Annotated in this window: 17 protein-coding genes; 10 read left to right on the top strand and 7 right to left on the bottom strand. The window is 61.4% G+C overall.

The window, feature by feature from the left end:
* Positions 1-3 precede the first annotated feature (3 nt).
* From ribBA to tolA, 8 genes are read left to right on the top strand one after another with little or no spacing between them, the layout of a single operon-like run.
* Entirely contained in the window at positions 4-1,110 is a 1,107-nt protein-coding gene (gene ribBA / locus AC1D13_RS08140; RefSeq protein WP_457280243.1) for a bifunctional 3,4-dihydroxy-2-butanone-4-phosphate synthase/GTP cyclohydrolase II, read from the top strand.
* Positions 1,111-1,148: 38 nt separating this feature from the next.
* The gene (gene ribH, locus AC1D13_RS08135) at positions 1,149-1,613 is read left to right on the top strand and encodes a 6,7-dimethyl-8-ribityllumazine synthase (protein ID WP_457280242.1); all 465 of its coding nucleotides are present in this window, start codon (positions 1,149-1,151) and stop codon (positions 1,611-1,613) included.
* A 38-nt stretch (positions 1,614-1,651) separates the two neighbouring features.
* Positions 1,652-2,167 carry a transcription antitermination factor NusB gene (gene nusB / locus AC1D13_RS08130; RefSeq protein WP_457280241.1) on the top strand — a complete coding sequence of 172 codons (516 nt, stop codon included), beginning with the start codon at positions 1,652-1,654 and terminating at the stop codon, positions 2,165-2,167.
* A 25-nt stretch (positions 2,168-2,192) separates the two neighbouring features.
* A complete protein-coding gene (locus AC1D13_RS08125; RefSeq protein WP_477689328.1) occupies positions 2,193-3,389 on the top strand; it encodes a pyridoxal phosphate-dependent aminotransferase in 1,197 nt (398 codons plus the stop codon).
* A complete protein-coding gene (gene ybgC, locus AC1D13_RS08120) occupies positions 3,386-3,832 on the top strand; it encodes a tol-pal system-associated acyl-CoA thioesterase (RefSeq protein ID WP_477689327.1) in 447 nt (148 codons plus the stop codon). Before AC1D13_RS08125 ends, ybgC begins: the two co-directional genes overlap by 4 nt.
* A gap of 13 nt (positions 3,833-3,845) precedes the next feature.
* Positions 3,846-4,538, top strand: a complete 693-nt coding sequence (gene tolQ, locus AC1D13_RS08115) for a protein TolQ (protein ID WP_457280238.1) — start codon at positions 3,846-3,848, stop codon at positions 4,536-4,538.
* Positions 4,539-4,556: 18 nt separating this feature from the next.
* The gene (locus AC1D13_RS08110; RefSeq protein ID WP_457280237.1) at positions 4,557-4,997 is read left to right on the top strand and encodes a biopolymer transporter ExbD; all 441 of its coding nucleotides are present in this window, start codon (positions 4,557-4,559) and stop codon (positions 4,995-4,997) included.
* 16 nt (positions 4,998-5,013) lie between these two features.
* Positions 5,014-5,892, top strand: coding sequence for a cell envelope integrity protein TolA (gene tolA / locus AC1D13_RS08105; RefSeq protein WP_477665707.1), 879 nt, complete (start codon positions 5,014-5,016; stop codon positions 5,890-5,892).
* A gap of 70 nt (positions 5,893-5,962) precedes the next feature.
* Here tolA and dnaE read toward each other — a convergent pair whose 3' ends face one another.
* Positions 5,963-9,445 (bottom strand): DNA polymerase III subunit alpha, encoded by a 3,483-nt coding sequence (gene dnaE / locus AC1D13_RS08100; RefSeq protein WP_477689326.1) that lies wholly within the window; start codon positions 9,443-9,445, stop codon positions 5,963-5,965.
* 86 nt (positions 9,446-9,531) lie between these two features.
* On the opposite strand from dnaE, the gene AC1D13_RS08095 reads away from it, so the two are divergent.
* On the top strand, positions 9,532-10,338 hold the full coding sequence (locus AC1D13_RS08095) for a sulfurtransferase (protein ID WP_477689325.1): 807 nt from the start codon (positions 9,532-9,534) through the stop codon (positions 10,336-10,338).
* A 113-nt stretch (positions 10,339-10,451) separates the two neighbouring features.
* Entirely contained in the window at positions 10,452-11,795 is a 1,344-nt protein-coding gene (egtB, locus tag AC1D13_RS08090) for an ergothioneine biosynthesis protein EgtB (RefSeq protein WP_477689324.1), read from the top strand.
* Positions 11,796-11,809: 14 nt separating this feature from the next.
* Here egtB and AC1D13_RS08085 read toward each other — a convergent pair whose 3' ends face one another.
* The 6 genes from AC1D13_RS08085 to AC1D13_RS08060 all read right to left on the bottom strand — a co-directional run bounded on the left by AC1D13_RS08085 (position 11,810) and on the right by AC1D13_RS08060 (position 15,758).
* On the bottom strand, positions 11,810-12,505 hold the full coding sequence (locus AC1D13_RS08085; RefSeq protein ID WP_457280233.1) for a DUF599 domain-containing protein: 696 nt from the start codon (positions 12,503-12,505) through the stop codon (positions 11,810-11,812).
* A gap of 49 nt (positions 12,506-12,554) precedes the next feature.
* Positions 12,555-13,439: a pirin family protein gene (locus AC1D13_RS08080; RefSeq protein WP_457280232.1), complete on the bottom strand. Its 885-nt coding sequence runs from the start codon at positions 13,437-13,439 to the stop codon at positions 12,555-12,557.
* Complete coding sequence (locus AC1D13_RS08075; RefSeq protein ID WP_477665704.1) at positions 13,436-13,843, bottom strand: OsmC family protein; 408 nt, start codon at positions 13,841-13,843, stop codon at positions 13,436-13,438. The genes AC1D13_RS08080 and AC1D13_RS08075 overlap by 4 nt, the downstream gene beginning before the upstream one ends.
* A 40-nt stretch (positions 13,844-13,883) precedes the next feature.
* Positions 13,884-14,438 (bottom strand): flavodoxin family protein, encoded by a 555-nt coding sequence (locus tag AC1D13_RS08070; protein WP_477665703.1) that lies wholly within the window; start codon positions 14,436-14,438, stop codon positions 13,884-13,886.
* Between the two features lie 96 nt (positions 14,439-14,534).
* The gene (locus AC1D13_RS08065; RefSeq protein ID WP_457280229.1) at positions 14,535-14,930 is read right to left on the bottom strand and encodes a DoxX family protein; all 396 of its coding nucleotides are present in this window, start codon (positions 14,928-14,930) and stop codon (positions 14,535-14,537) included.
* Between the two features lie 126 nt (positions 14,931-15,056).
* Entirely contained in the window at positions 15,057-15,758 is a 702-nt protein-coding gene (locus AC1D13_RS08060; protein WP_477665702.1) for a pirin family protein, read from the bottom strand.
* Between the last annotated feature and the right edge of the window lie 73 nt (positions 15,759-15,831).

The following is a 15,831-nucleotide window of genomic DNA, read 5'->3' as shown; positions in this document are numbered from 1 at the left end:
ACCATGACCACTGCCATTTCCCCTGTTGAAGACATCGTTGCCGACATGCGTGCCGGCCGCATGGTCATCCTGATCGACGAGGAAGACCGTGAAAACGAAGGTGACCTGGTGCTGGCGGCGGACCACGTCACTGCTGAAGCCATCAACTTCATGGCGCGCTTCGGCCGCGGTCTGATCTGCCTGACCCTGACCCGCGAGCGCTGCGAGCTGCTGCAGCTGCCGCCCATGGCCACACGCAACGGCACCAAGCATTCCACCGCCTTCACCGTGTCCATTGAGGCCGCCGAAGGCGTGACCACCGGCATTTCAGCCGCCGACCGCGCCCGCACCGTGCAGGCCGCCGTGGCCAAAGACGCCAGGGTCACCGACCTGGTCCAGCCCGGCCACATCTTTCCGTTGCAGGCTGTCGACGGCGGTGTGCTGATGCGCGCCGGCCATACCGAAGCCGGTTGCGATCTGGCCGGCATGGCCGGCTGCTCACCGGCCGCCGTCATTTGCGAAATCATGAAAGACGACGGCACCATGGCCCGGCTGCCGGATCTGTTGCTGTTTGCGGCGCAGCATGGCCTGAAAATCGGTACCATCGCCGACCTGATCGAACACCGCAGCCGCAACGATTCGCTGGTGGAAAAAATCGGCAGCCGCACACTGCAGACCGCCTTTGGCGAATTCACCGCCCATGCCTTCCGGGACAAACCCAGCCAAAGCCTGCACCTGGCCCTGGTCAAGGGTGCGTGGTCTGCTGACGATGTCGTGTCCGCGCGGGTACATGAGCCTCTGTCGGTGCTGGACGTTCTTGAAACGGGCCGCTCCATGCATTCGTGGAGTCTCGACCAGAGCCTCAAACACATCGCAGAACAAGGCAGGGGCGTTGCCGTGCTGCTCAATTGCGGTGAAAGCGCGGCGCAATTGCTCGCCCAGTTTGAAGGCACCGCGCGCGCCAGCCAGGCACCCGAACGCGGCCGCATGGACTTGCGAACCTACGGTGTGGGCGCACAGATTTTGCGTGAATGCGGTGTGCACCGGATGAACCTCATGGGCAACCCGCGCCGCATGCCGAGCATGACGGGTTACGGCCTTGAGATCGTGGGCTACACCACCAAAGACTAGTCACTTCGTTCAACAAAAATCAATCAAAGGGATACACCGTGTTTGGAGCAGAAAAAGGTTCAGGCGACAAGCTTGACGGCAAAAAACTTTCCATTGGCATCGTGCAGGCGCGCTTCAATGAAAGCATTACCAATGCGCTCGCAGAAGCCTGCAAACACGAGCTGTCCGCGCTGGGTGTGCAAGAGGACAACATCAAACACGTCAAGGTGCCCGGCGCACTGGAAGTCCCTGTTGCATTGCAGGCCTTGGCCGAAAGCAACAAATACGACGCGTTGATCGCCCTCGGTTGCATCATTCGCGGTGAGACCTACCATTTCGAACTGGTGGCCAATGAGAGCGGCGCCGCCGTCACGCGCCTGGCGCTTGACTACCAGTTGCCTATTGCCAATGCCATACTCACGACGGAAAACGTCGCACAGGCTGAAGCCCGGCAGGTCGACAAAGGGCGCGACGCCGCCCGCGTTGCCGTCGAAATGGCCAACCTGATCAATGAAATTGCCTGAGCGCCTGCTCCTGCATCCCTTAACCTGACTGGCACTTCATGGCAGACCCCATCACCAAACCCAAACGCCCGCCCCAAACCCGCACCGGCCTGACCGACACCGGCGTCAAAAAGGCGGCGGACAAATCCGCCCGCACGCGCGCACGCGAGTTCGCACTGCAGGCGCTCTACCAGCACCTGGTAGGCCGAAACGAAGCGGATTCGATTGACGCGTTTACCCGAGACCTCGTGGGTTTTCACAAAGCCGACTCCGCCCACTACGATGCGCTTTTGCATGGCTGCATCGAAGGCGCGGCAACGCTCGATGCAAACATCACGCCCCTGCTGGACCGGCCCATGGCCGAAATATCGCCGGTGGAGCATGCTGTGCTGTGGATAGGCGCCTATGAGTTCACCCACTGCCTCGATGTACCCTGGCGTGTCGTGATCAACGAGTGCATCGAGCTTGCCAAAGCCTTTGGCGGCACCGACGGCCACAAGTACGTCAACGGGGTCCTGAACAAAATGGCGCCCTCGCTGCGCGCCGCTGAAGTCGCTGCCGACAAATCCCGATAGGGGCTCGCCCCGTGAAAGGCCAGCCTTGAAAATCGCCCAGCGGGCTCAGCGGATTGAGCCCTTCTATGTCATGGAGGTTGCCAAAGCGGCCTCTGCGCTGGCGCAGGAATTTGCGCACAGCGCATCGCCCATGATCTTCCTGAACATCGGCGAGCCCGACTTCACGGCGCCGCCTTTGGTGCAACAGGCCGCAGCCCGCGCCATCGAGCGCGGCACCACGCAATACACCCAGGCCACCGGCTTGCCGGCCCTGCGAGAACGCATCAGCGGCTGGTATGCCTCCCGCTTCGGGGCGCAGGTGGCGCCCAACCGCATCATCATCACCGCGGGCGCCTCCGCTGCCTTGCAACTGGCCTGCCTGGCCCTGATTGAGGCGGGGGACGAAATCCTGATGCCCGACCCGAGCTACCCCTGCAACCGGCATTTCGTCAGTGCGGCAGAAGGCAATGCGGTGCTGGTCCCCACCACCGCCGAAGAACGCTTTCAGCTGACCCGCGAAAAGGTGGAAGCGGCATGGAACTCCAAAACACGCGGCGTGCTGCTGGCTTCCCCGTCCAATCCCACGGGCACCTCGATTGCACCGGAAGAGCTGCAGCGCATCCACGAATTTGTGCACAGCCGCGGCGGCATCACGCTGATCGATGAAATCTACCTGGGCCTGAGCTACGAAGAGCACTTCGGCCATTCGGCGCTGGCCATGCCCGGCGAGCTGGGCCACAGCGTGATCAGCATCAACAGCTTCAGCAAATACTTCAACATGACCGGCTGGCGCCTGGGCTGGCTGGTGGTGCCCGAAGCGCTGGCGCCGGTGATCGAGCGCATCGCACAAAACCTCTTTATCTGCGCCAGCACCGTGGCCCAGCATGCCGCCCTGGCCTGCTTCGAGCCGGAGAGCCTGCAAGAGTACGAACGCCGCCGCGCCGAATTCAAGGCGCGCCGCGACTACTTCATCCCCGAGCTCAACCGCCTGGGGCTCACGGTTCCGGTGATGCCGGACGGCGCGTTTTATGCCTACGCCGATTGCACTGCCGCGGCCGCCCGCCTGGGTGTCAGCGGCAGCTGGGACTTCGCCTTCGAGCTCATGAAGCGTGCCCATCTGGCCGTCACGCCGGGCCGTGACTTCGGACATGCGGCACCTGAACAATTCGTACGGTTTTCCACGGCCAACTCCATGGATCAATTGAAGGAAGCTGTGGCCCGGCTCAAGGCGGTGCTGGCATGAAGCCGGCTGCGCGCGTTTTTAGTTGGCCGGTAAGGGTGTATTGGGAAGACACCGACGCCGGCGGCATTGTTTTTTACGCGAACTACCTGAAATTTTTTGAACGTTCACGCACCGAATGGCTCAGATCACTCGGTGTTGAACAACAGCGCCTGAGGGAAAGTACCGGTGGCATATTTGTGGTGGCAGAAACCAGCATCCGCTACCATCGCCCTGCCCGCCTGGACGATGAACTCATTGTTACGGCAAGCCTGGTAGAAGCAGGCCGCGCGTCCATGATAATTGGGCAGCAGGTGCTATTAAAAACAGAGCAAAAAACAGGGCAGGAAGAGGGACAACCACCCATCTTGCTCTGTGAAGGAAGTATCAGGATCGGCTGGGTCGACGCCGCCAGCCTGCAGCCCAGGCGGATTCCTGCTGCCATTCTTGACAGCCTAAAAACTTGAGCAAAGCTTCAACATGAATCAAGACCTCTCCATCGTCAGCCTCATCCTCAATGCCAGCTGGGTCGTTCAGGCCGTGGTGGCGTTGCTGGTCGGCGTGTCCATCGCCAGCTGGGCCGCCATCTTCAGGAAGATCATTGCCCTGAAAAAAGTGCAAAAGCTCAATGACGAATTCGACCGCGAGTTCTGGTCGGGTACGAGCCTCAACGACCTTTTCGCCGGTGCTGCGCAAAACGCCAAGCACTCCGGCCCCATGGAACGCATTTTTGCCAGCGGCATGCGTGAATACCAGAAGCTGCGCGAGCGCCGCATCACCGACGCCGGTACCCTGCTGGACGGCGCGCGCCGCGCCATGCGCGCAAGCTACCAGCGTGAGGTGGACGCGATCGAAGCCAATCTCTCCTTCCTTGCCACCGTTGGCTCCGTCTCGCCTTACGTCGGCCTCTTCGGCACGGTCTGGGGCATCATGCACGCCTTCACCGGCCTGGCCGCCCTGGAACAGGTCACGCTGGCCACAGTAGCACCGGGCATTGCCGAGGCACTGGTAGCCACCGCCATCGGCCTGTTCGCGGCCATTCCGGCCGTGGTGGCCTACAACCGCTTCTCGCACGACATTGACCGCGTTGCCAACCGGCTCGAAACCTTCATCGAAGAGTTTTCCAACATCCTGCAGCGCAACCTGGGCGCCCAATCTCCTTCGGGACACTAGAGCTGTAAGGAGACCGCCATGCCAGCAGTCAATTCCCGCCGCGGCCGCAACCGGCGCACCATCAGCGAAATCAACATGGTGCCGTTCATCGACGTCATGCTGGTGCTGCTCATCATCTTCATGGTGACGGCGCCGCTCATCACGCCCAGCATGATCGCGCTGCCCAAGGTCGGCAAGGCACCCAGCCAACCGCAAAATCCGGTACAGATCCTGATCAGCAAGGATGAAACCGTGCAGATCAAGATCAAGACCGACAGCGTGCCCAGCAACGTGCGCAACGTCGCAGGCGACATCGCACGGCTGGAGCCGGCGGTGAAAGCCGCCGGCGCCGAAGCTGTGCCCGTGGTCATCAGCGCCGACAAATCGATCAAGTACGAAACCGTGGTTCAGGTCATGGACAACCTGCAAAAAGCCGGGGTGTCACGCGTGGGCCTTTCGGTACAAACCGGCAACAAGTAGCCGCCCGTAACCCGCCATGCCCAGCGCCGCAGATCGCCTCGAATTCGGACCGCCCCGCGACAGCGGGTCGTTGCGCGCGTTCGGGCTGGCCTTGTTCGCCCACATCCTGCTGATGGCCGCGCTGACCTGGGGCATCAACTGGAAACACAGCGACAAGGCCGTGTCGTTTGATGCAGAAATCTGGTCCAGCGTGCCGCAGGCGGCAGCGCCCAAACTGGTGGAAGCCCCTACCCCACCGCCGCCCCCACCCGCGCGCCCCACGCCGGAAGTGAAGACGCCGCCGCCGGCATCCAATGTCGATATCGCCCTGGAGCAGGAGAAAAAGCGCAAGCTGTTGCAGCAGCAAAAAGAGGCCGAGAACCAGAAGCAGGAAAAGCTCAAGGCCGAACAGCTCGCGAAAAAAGAAAAAGAACTGAAGGCCAAAGAGGAGCAGGCCAAGCGCAAGGCTGCCGAAGACGCCAAAAAGGCCGAAGCGAAGAAGCAGGACGCGAAAGACGACGAGAAGCAAAAACTGGCCGATGCTGCTGCGAAGAAGCTGCGCGACGAAAACCTCAAGCGAATGATGGGCCAGGCCGGTGCCACCGGCGGCGCCGAGGCCAAAGGCACAGCGCAAAAAGCCGGTGGGCCCTCAGCAAGTTATGGTGGCAAGGTCAGGGCCAAGGTCGTGCCCAATATCGTGTTCACCGAAGACATTGCGGGCAACCCGACCGCCGAGGTGGAAGTGCGCACCACACTGGACGGCACCGTCATCAGCCAGCGCCTGGTCAAATCCAGCGGTAACAAAGCCTGGGACGATGCGGTGATCAAGGCCATCATCCGCACTGGCACCATGCCGCGCGACGTGGATGGGCGGGTTCCAACGCCCATGATTCTGGAATTCAGGCCCAAGGACTAGGCCCCGCGCAACAGTCCGCTATCAATTCAATAGCTGCTCGCGCACATCCTTATTGGCCCAGAGGCCAATTTCATTCATAAACAATCTGCACCAGCCCTTTGTCGGCCTGCGCCATCCAGCTGGCCAGCGCGGCATCGGTGGGGAAGAATTTGGCCGCTTCCCCCAGATGAAGCTCCGCTGTCACGCCGCCGGCCTCGCCTTGGCGCCTGAGGCTCAACCGTACCGGCAAACCGCGGCTCAACTCTCCCTGGTCTGACATCTCGCGGCGTGGCGGGAAGTCCCTGACCAGCCGGGAGATATCCGGTGCGGTACCGTTGACCGCCACCCGCAGGTACTTGCCGAATTTGCAGCGGGCAGTTTCCAGGTCCCAGACCTGCGTGACCTTGAAGCGGCGGCCGAAGCGCTCCGACGCACCCTGCAGCGTACCTTGCACGATCACCAGTTCGTCGTCCTTGAGCAGGTTGCGGTTGGCGTTGAAGGTCGTTTCGTCCACCGAGGCTTCAAGCACGTCGGTCTTGTCGTCGAGCTTGAAAATGATCAGCTTGCCGCGGTTGCCGTTGATGACGCGCAGGTCGCTCAGAATGGCAGCCAGAAGCTGAGGTTCGCGCGAATCGATCAGGTCCTCAATCTTGCGCTTGGCAAACTGGCGCACTTCGGTCTCCACCTCGTCAAAGAGGTGGCCCGAGAGGTAAAACCCGATCGCCGTTTTTTCCAGTACCAGCCGCGCCTTCACACCGAAAGGCATAGCCTCGACCAGCGCCGGCTCCTGGGTGCTGGCCGCGTGCGAGTCGGACATGTCGAACAGCCCGCCCTGGTTGGCATTGGCTTCGGTCGCAGCGGCAAACTCAAAGGCGCGGTCCACCGACGCCAGCAGCGACGCACGGTTGAGCTGCAGGTTGTCAAAAGCTCCGCCCTTGATGAGGGCCTCGACCGTGCGCTTGTTGAGCCGGCTGCGGTCCACACGTACGCAAAAATCGTAGAGCGAGGTGAACGGGCCGCCTTCCTTGCGCGCCGCCACGATGGCGGCAATCGCCTGCTGGCCCGTGCCCTTGACGGCGCCCAGGCCGTAACGCACCGATGTGGCGCTGATCGGCTCGAAGCGGTAGTCGCCGCGGTTGATGTCGGGCGACTCGAACTGGATGCCCATCTTCTGCGCGTCACCGAACAGGATCTTGAGCTTGTCGGTGTCGTCCATTTCCACCGTCATGTTGGCGGCGAAGAATTCAGCGGTGTAGTGCACCTTCAGCCAGGCTGTGTGGTAGGCCAGCAGCGCATAGGCGGCGGAGTGCGACTTGTTGAAGCCGTAGCCCGCGAATTTTTCCATCAGGTCGAAAACCTCGTCGGCTTTCTCCTCGCTCAGGCCGCCCTCGCCCGCACCCTTGCGGAAGATCTCGCGCTGGGCGTCCATCTCTTCTTTTTTCTTCTTGCCCATGGCGCGGCGCAGCAAGTCGGCGCCGCCTAGCGAATAGCCGCCCAGGATCTGCGCGGTCTGCATCACCTGCTCCTGGTAGACCATGATGCCGTAGGTCTCTTCGAGAATGGTCTTGACGCGCGGGTCCGGGTATTCGGGCACTTCCTTGCCCTGCTTGCGCGCGATGTAGGTCGGGATCAGCTCCATCGGCCCTGGCCGGTAGAGCGCATTCATGGCGATCAGGTCTTCCAGGCGGTCCGGCTTCGCGTCTTTCAGCATGCGCTGCATGCCGATACTTTCAAACTGGAACACGGCTTCGGTCTGGCCCCGGCCGAACAACTCGTAAACCTTTCGGTCGTTGAGTGGCAGGTCTTCAAACTTGAAGTCTTTTTGCGCCGGGTGGCGCGCGATGATGAACTCCCGGGCGATTTCCAGGATGGTCAGCGTGGCCAGGCCCAAAAAGTCGAACTTGACCAGGCCGATCGCTTCCACGTCGTCCTTGTCGAACTGGCTCACGGCGGAATCGCTGCCAGGCTGGGCATAGAGCGGGCAAAAATCGGTCAGCTTGCTGGGGGCGATCAGCACGCCCCCGGCATGCATGCCGACGTTGCGGGTCAGGCCCTCGAGCTTTTGCGCGAGCGCCAGCAGGGTTTGTACGTCCTCTTCCTTGCGCTCGCGCTCGGCCAGGATGGGCTCCTGCTCCTTTGCCTGTTCAATCGTGATGTGCTGGCCCGGTTTGTTCGGAATCAGCTTGGAAATGCCGTCGCAAAAGCCATACGGAAAGTCGAGCACGCGGCCCACGTCGCGGATGGCGGCGCGCGCGGCCATGGTGCCGAAGGTCACGATCTGGCTCACGGCTTCCTTGCCGTATTTGTCTTTCACGTAATCGATCACGCGGTCGCGGTTGCTCTGGCAAAAGTCGATGTCGAAGTCGGGCATGGATACCCGTTCCGGATTCAGGAAGCGCTCGAACAGCAGGTTGTACTGCAGCGGGTCCAGGTCGGTGATCTTGAGTGAATACGCCACCAGCGAGCCCGCGCCCGAGCCCCGGCCCGGCCCCACCGGGCAGCCGTTGTTCTTGGCCCAGTTGATGAAGTCACCCACGATCAGGAAGTAGCCCGGGAAACCCATCTTGAGGATGGTGTTGATCTCGAACTCCAGGCGCTTCACATACTCGGGCCGCTTCTGGTCGCGCACGGCCACGTCGCGGTACAGGTGAGTCAGGCGCTCTTCCAGCCCTTCAAACGACGCGTGGCGGAAGTATTCATTGATCGGCATGCGCACGCCATTGACTTCCGGCGTGGGATAGTCGGGCAGCATGGGTTTTCCCAGCTCCAGCGTGAGGTTGCAGCGCCGGGCAATTTCCACGGTGTTGGCCAGCGCGGTGGGCACATCGGCAAAAAGCGCCGCCATCTGCGCGGCCGACTTGAAGTACTGCTCCCGCGTGAACTTGCGCACGCGGCGCGTGTTGCCCAGGATTTCGCCTTCCGAAATACACACCCGGGCCTCATGTGCCTCGTAATCGTCGTAAGTCAGGAACTGCACTGGGTGGGTCGCCACCACCGGCAGCTTGAGCCGCGCGGCCAGCTGAACGGCGGCCGCCACATGACGTTCGTCATCGGGACGCTGGGCGCGTTGCAGTTCGAGGTAAAAACGGTGCGGGAAGAGGCCCGCAAAGTACAGCGCACATTCGACGGCGCGTGCGCTGTCGCCCTGCAGCAGCGCCTGGCCCACAGCCCCGCCCTGCGCCCCCGACAGCGCAATCAGGCCTTCATTGAGTTCCTGCAGCCATTCGAGCTTGACCACCGCCTGGTCGCGCACCACGTTTTTTGTCCAGGCCCGCGTCAGGATCTCGGACAGATTCAGGTAGCCCTGACGGTTTTGCACCAGCAGCAGCAGGCGCGCGGCGGGCGCCCCGGCGTCCTTGCCCGGCACCTGCACCCACACATCGGCCCCAATCAGGGGTTTGACACCAGCACCCCGGGTTTCCTTGTAAAACTTGACCGTCCCGAACAGATTGCTGAGGTCGGTGATGGCCAGGGCCGGCTGGTGGTCGGCAGCCGCAGCGGCCACAACTTCATCGATGCGGTTGGTGCCGTCGACGACTGAAAACTCGGTGTGAAGGCGCAAATGAACAAACATAAAGGTCATTTTAGGGCCGAGGCTGTCCGCTGAGGCGCCGTGACGCAGTGCAAGGCCCCGCATGCCTGCCTACAATCGACCGGATCATGCAAATCCTGAACATTGCGGCCTATAAATTCGTCACGCTGGCGCACCCTGCGATGCTGCAGGGCAGCATCGAACAGGCGCTCCAACAACGCGCGATCAAAGGCACGGTACTGCTGGCAGAAGAAGGAATCAACCTCTTCCTGGCGGGCCCGGCGGCAGATATTCATGATTTTTTGGCATGGCTGAAACAGGATGCCCGCTTCAGCGACCTGCAAGCCAAGGAAAGCTGGTCAAGTGCCCAGCCGTTTCGCAAGCTGCTGGTCAAAGTCAAGCCGGAAATCATCCGCATGAACCACCCCGCTATCCAGCCGGCCGCTGGGCGCGCTCCGGCGGTGGACGCCGCCACGCTCAAGCGATGGCTTGACGCGGGCTGCGATGATACCGGCCGCCCGGTGGTGACGCTGGACACCCGCAATGACTTTGAGGCCGATGTCGGCACTTTCAAAAACGCCATCGACTGGCGCATCAGCAAGTTCACCGAATTTCCCCAGGCCCTGCTGGCACACCGGCAAGAGCTTGCGGGCAAAACTGTCGTGAGTTTTTGCACCGGCGGCATTCGCTGCGAAAAGGCAGCCATCCTCATGCGCGAAGCCGGTATCGAAAACGTCTGGCAGCTCGATGGCGGCATCCTCAAGTATTTTGAGGAAAGCGGGCGCGCGCATTTTGACGGCGAATGTTTTGTGTTTGACGAGCGGCGCGCCCTGGACCCTGAACTGAAACCCCAGGTCAATCCCGTGGCCAAACCACTGTCAAGGCCTGTTCCCCTGGCTGTACCTCCAGCATTCGGGGTCTTGTCTGACAGCTGAGGAATGAGTGCCGTGCGAAGCTTTTAGTTGCTCACCACCGTCACATCCGCACCCTGCCTTATTTTGTGCATGCCAATGAGGCGGAGCCCGCCCCCAAATACACGGTAGCCATCATGCCCCTCGAGTCATCCCATTCACGCATCCCCGGCGCCAAGGCCCGGTCGTCCGCATTGGCCACTCGGTTCAGCGCGGTACGCCAGCAAACCGAAGCCCTGATCAAACCCCTGAGCCCCGAAGACTGCCAACTCCAGTCAATGCCGGACGCCAGCCCTGCCAAATGGCATCTGGCTCACCTGACCTGGTTCTTCGAGACTTTCATCCTCGAGCGGTTTGAACCGGACTTCAAGCCGTTTGATCCAGGCTTCAGGGTGCTGTTCAACAGCTACTACAACGGCGTAGGCGACAAGTACCCGCGGCCCAAACGCGGACTGATCAGCCGCCCCTCCCTCGATGAGGTGCTGGCCTATCGCGCACAGGTCGACCAGCGCATGCTGGAAGTGATCGCACAGGTGGAGGCCGGCACCGACACCGCGCAGCGCAGAGAATTAGCGGAACTGGTCACCCTCGGTCTGCACCACGAGCAACAGCACCAGGAACTGCTGCTGACCGACATCAAGCACGCGCTGTCTTTCAATCCGGCACGTCCCGCCTATGCCAGCCGCTGGCCGCTTGCCGGCATACATCCGCAACCGGTGGACTGGCTGCGCCATGAGGCCGGTCTGGTGGAACACGGTTTTGACGCGGCGCGCGACGGCGAATTCGCCTTCGACAATGAAACGCCGCGCCACAAGGCGTACGTGGCGGCCTTCGAACTCGCCAGTCGGCCGGTGACCAACGGCGAGTTCATCGCCTTCATCGCCGACAAGGGCTATCAGCGCCCGGAGTTGTGGCTTTCCATGGGCTGGGACTGGGTGACTGAGAACAGTCTCAGCCTGCCCTTTTACTGGCAGGGCAGCGAAGGGAGTTACCGGCACTTCACACTGCAGGGGCTGATCGACGTGGATCCGAACACGCCGGCCTGCCACCTCAGCTACTTCGAAGCTGACGCCTTTGCACGCTGGGCCGGTGCACGCCTGCCGACCGAGTTTGAATGGGAACTGGCAGCACGCAGTGTGGCGGCCAGCCCTGTGCCGCAAGGCAATTTTGTAGAAAAATCGGCATACCACCCCCTGCCGCAGCAGGAGGAAAGCCACGGCCTGCCGGCCCAAATGTACGGCGACGTCTGGGAATGGACACAGTCGAACTACAACCCCTACCCCGGTTACAGGCCCTGGGAAGGCCTGGTGGGTGAGTACAACGGCAAGTTCATGTGCAACCAGTTTGTGCTGCGCGGAGGCTCCTGCGCCACGCCGCAAAGCCACATACGTGCCAGCTACCGCAACTTTTTTCCGCCCGATGCCCGCTGGCAATTCAGCGGCCTGCGCCTGGCGCGTGACCTGCCCGACGGCCGGCCCTGAGAAGCACTGTCAGGCTATTCGCGCAACACGTCCAGCACATCCGAGTTGAATTCGCGGTTGTACAAAATCAGCACCACCACGGCGGTGGCCAGCGCAAACGCAAAGGTGGAAAAAAACCAGGCCATGATGCCGAAGCTGAAGTAGTAGGCCCGGAGCCCGTCGTTAAAGGTTTCGGCCGCCAGGCTCACCATGCGGCTGGCGCGCGTGGCAAACGCTTCACGGTCGAACTTCCCCACCTCAAACTCCTGCGGCGACGGCATGGAGCCAATCAGCAGGGCGACAAAGGTGTATTGGCGCATGGACCAGCTGAAGCGGAAAAACGCATAAACAAACACGGCCACCATCAGCAGCACCTTGAGGTCGAAAATCAGTACCGAGGTGCGCACGGCAAACGGGATTTCGCGCACCAGCTCGGCCGCCTTGTCGGTGGTGCCCAGCAGCGCGAACAGCCCACCGATGATGATGATCGTGGTTGAAGAGAAAAATGCCGGTGTGCTGGAAAGATTCTGCGTGATGATGCCGTCGATCACGCGCGGGTCGCGCGACGTGGCCTGTATCAGCCAATGGTGCCGGTAACGGTTGGTGGTACGCAGCAGCGAAGGCCGTTTGACCCCATAGTGCCGGGCGAACCATGCATAGCCCATCCAGCCGCCAAAGAACCAGACAATGGCCATCCAGTCGGACCAGGGAAGCAGGCTGAAAATTTGCATCGCGTGATCTTAAACGCTGCGCTTTCCCTGAAAAGGCTTTGATCGCGCCTCAGCCCGCAGTGAATTTCCGTTCAGGCAACGGGATGAATTCAGTCTCCCCGGGCACCTGCCCCATGGCCTGGGCGGCCCAGTCCTCGCCGGCCTGCACGATACGTTCCTTGCGGCTGGAAACAAAGTTCCACCACATGAAGCGATGTGCATCCAGTGCATCGCCGCCAATCACCACCAGCCGCGTCGGGGTGTTTGCGCTGAGCTGTACTGCTGTGCCGGGCGAGAGGGTCGCCAGCGTGTGCATTGCCAGCGGCTCGCCGTCCAGCAGCAGGTCGGCGTCCACCGCATACAGCGCCATCTGCGCTGCCAGCGGCGGCAACGTGAAAGGCGTGCCTGCCGCCAGCGCCACATCCAGGTAAAGAGTTTTGGAGAAGGTCTTGACGGGCGAGACTTTTCCGAATGCCTCACCGACCAGCACACGCACCACCGCACCGTCCACGGATACCTCTGGGATGCTGTCCGCCGGCGTGTGTGAAAAACCCGGCGCTGTTTCTTCAAACTCTGCGGGCAAGGCAGCCCACAGCTGCAAGCCATGGTTCACATATGGGATGTCACGCAGGTCGTCGGGCGCGCGCTCTGAATGCACAATGCCCCGCCCTGCCGTCATCCAGTTGATGGCACCGGGTTCTATGCGCTGGGCAGAGCCGATGCTGTCGCGATGCATCATGGCGCCTTCGAACAGATAGGTCACGGTGGCCAGGCCGATGTGCGGATGCGGCCGTACGTCATGGTTGGTACCGGGTTGTTCGGTCACCGGGCCAAAGTGGTCAAAGAAAATGAAAGGACCAACCGACTGCTGCTGCGCGGAAGGCAGCAGGCGGCGCACCATGAAGCCGCCGCCCAGGTCTTTGTGATGTCCTGTCAGTTTCAGCGCAACGCTCATGCCAGCCGCTCCACATCCGTCGTGATTTCCGTCGTGACCGTGCTCATGAGCTTGTGCACCGGGCATTTCTGGGCCACGGTGTGCAATTCCTGCAACTGGGCATCCGTCAGGGCGCCCTTGATCTGGAGTTTGGTGGCAAGCCTGTAGACACCGGCGCGCTCCTGAGAGTCGTCCCGCTCAACCCGCGTTTTTATCTCATCGACAGGAATCCCCTTCTTGCGGGCGTACCACATCACCGTCACGGCCTTGCAGGCGCCGAGCGCCGCGTCATACAAGTCGTGGGGTGAGGGGCCGGCATCGTCACCGCCTTCTGCCAGCGTAGCGTCGGTAATCAGCTCGTGGCTGCGGATTTGCAGATGCTGGGCCAGCTCCGCCGGAGGGTTGCGCCTGAGTTCAACGGTCATGACAATTCCTGTAAAAAGAAAGCTGGTTTAGAAAGCTGATTCAGGGAGCGAATCTCGCGGCGATACCGGCCACGCGCTGCCCGAAGTTGCGGGCGTTTTCCAGGTCGCCTGCATTCATTTCGCCGGCACCTGCATCCGATGGCGATTGTGCGACAGCGCCACTGTAAGAGCCAAGGTAGTTGGTGTCGCTGCGCACCGCCGCCTTGCTGTTGCTGGGCAGTACGCCCTGGCTGACCCAGATGCCGCCATGCTGCATGGCCAAAGTAAAGAGGTAATTCAGCGTCGACATCTTGTCACCGCCCATGGCTGCGCTGTTGGTGAAACCGGCAAACAGCTTGTCCTTCCAGGCCTGGGTGTACCAGGGTTTGGACGAAGCATCGGCAAATTTCTTGAACTGCCAGCTGACACTGCCCATGTAGGTGGGTGACCCCATGATGATGGCCGTGGCGGCATCGAGGGTTTCCCAGCCGCCTTCGGGCAGGTCGCCGTCGGCATTGATGGCCACCAGTTCAGCGCCTGCGCCTTCGGCGATTGACTGCGCCATGCGTTGGGTGTGGCCATAGCCGGAGTGGTAAATCACGACAACTTTGGACATTCGGTGTCTTTCGCGGCAGAGAGTTGAAATCTAAAGCAGGCAAACAAAAAGGCTGCAGCAGGGCTTCATGCCCAAAGCTGCAGCCCCGTTGATGGATCAGCCTTTGGTCTTGCCGTCTACGCTCCAGGCGCCGCCGCCAAAAGCTGCGACGGTGAACAGGCCGCCGACGATGGCCATGTTCTTGAAGAACGCCATCTGTTGCGCAGGATCAACCCAGAACGCGTGAAAGACGCAGGTGATGACGACGGTGAAGACGCCAATGGCCAGCGCGGCCCAGCGCGTCTGGAAGCCCACGGCCAAAAGGATGCCCAGGCCGAGCTCTACCACGATGGCAATGGCGGCAGCGACTTCAGGCAGCGGCACGCCTTTGGAGGCGATGTAGCCAACCGTTCCGGCAAAGCCGGCGATCTTGCTGAAGCCGGCAGGCACAAACAGCAGGGCCAGCAGCAAGCGGCCGATCAGGGAGAGAGGGTTTTGCAGGGAATTGAGCATGACGAGTCCTTATAAATAAAGTAAACGGGGAAATGATGGAGGAAAAAAACACTCTGGGCAAGCGCCATACTGCTGCCAGCATTCGGCGCTTGACCTGGGTGATGGGTTACAGCATGTGACCGGGCGTTACGGCGTCAGGTCAAACACCAGCACCTCGGCGTCCTGGCCGTGGCCCAGTTGCAGTGTGCCTTCTGCCTGCAGCGCAGCGGCATCGCCGGCCTTCAGCACCTGGCCGTTGACTTCAAGCTGTCCGCGAACCAGGAACACATAGGTCTTGCGTTTCGCGTCGAGCGACAGCGTGGCGGTTTCCGCGCCGTTGAAGAGGCCTGCATAGAGCCTGGCATCGGCATGGATCAGCACCGAGCCCTGGCTGCCGTCGGGCGAAGCCACCAGCCGCAACGTGCCGCGCTTTTCGGCATCGGCAAACGTTTTTTGTTCGTAGCTGGGGGGAATGCCGGTCACGTTGGGTTCAATCCAGATTTGCAGGAAATGCGTGGTCTGGCCGTCTGCGTGGTTGAACTCGCTGTGCTGCACGCCGGTGCCCGCGCTCATGCGCTGCACATCACCGGGCGGGATGCCCTTGATGTTGCCGATGCTGTCTTTGTGCGCCAGCTCACCGCTCAGCACATAGCTGATGATTTCCATGTCCTTGTGGCCATGGGTGCCGAAGCCGCGGCCGGCGGCAATGCGGTCTTCGTTGATGACGCGCAGGTTGCCAAAACCCATGTGGGCCGGGTCGTAATAGCCGGCGAACGAAAAGGAATGAAAAGATTTGAGCCAGCCGTGGTCGGCATAACCGCGTTCGCCGGAGGTTCTTAAAGCCATCATGAGGTGCTCCTTTCAAGGTGCGTTGAACTGCGTTGCAATGACTCCAATGTAGGCGCCGGCAGCCCGCTTTTCA

Source organism: Polaromonas sp. P1_E12 (assembly GCF_056405975.1).
The sequence above is the reverse complement of the archived record's forward strand: the minus strand, read 5'-3'. Positions and strand labels throughout refer to the sequence as shown.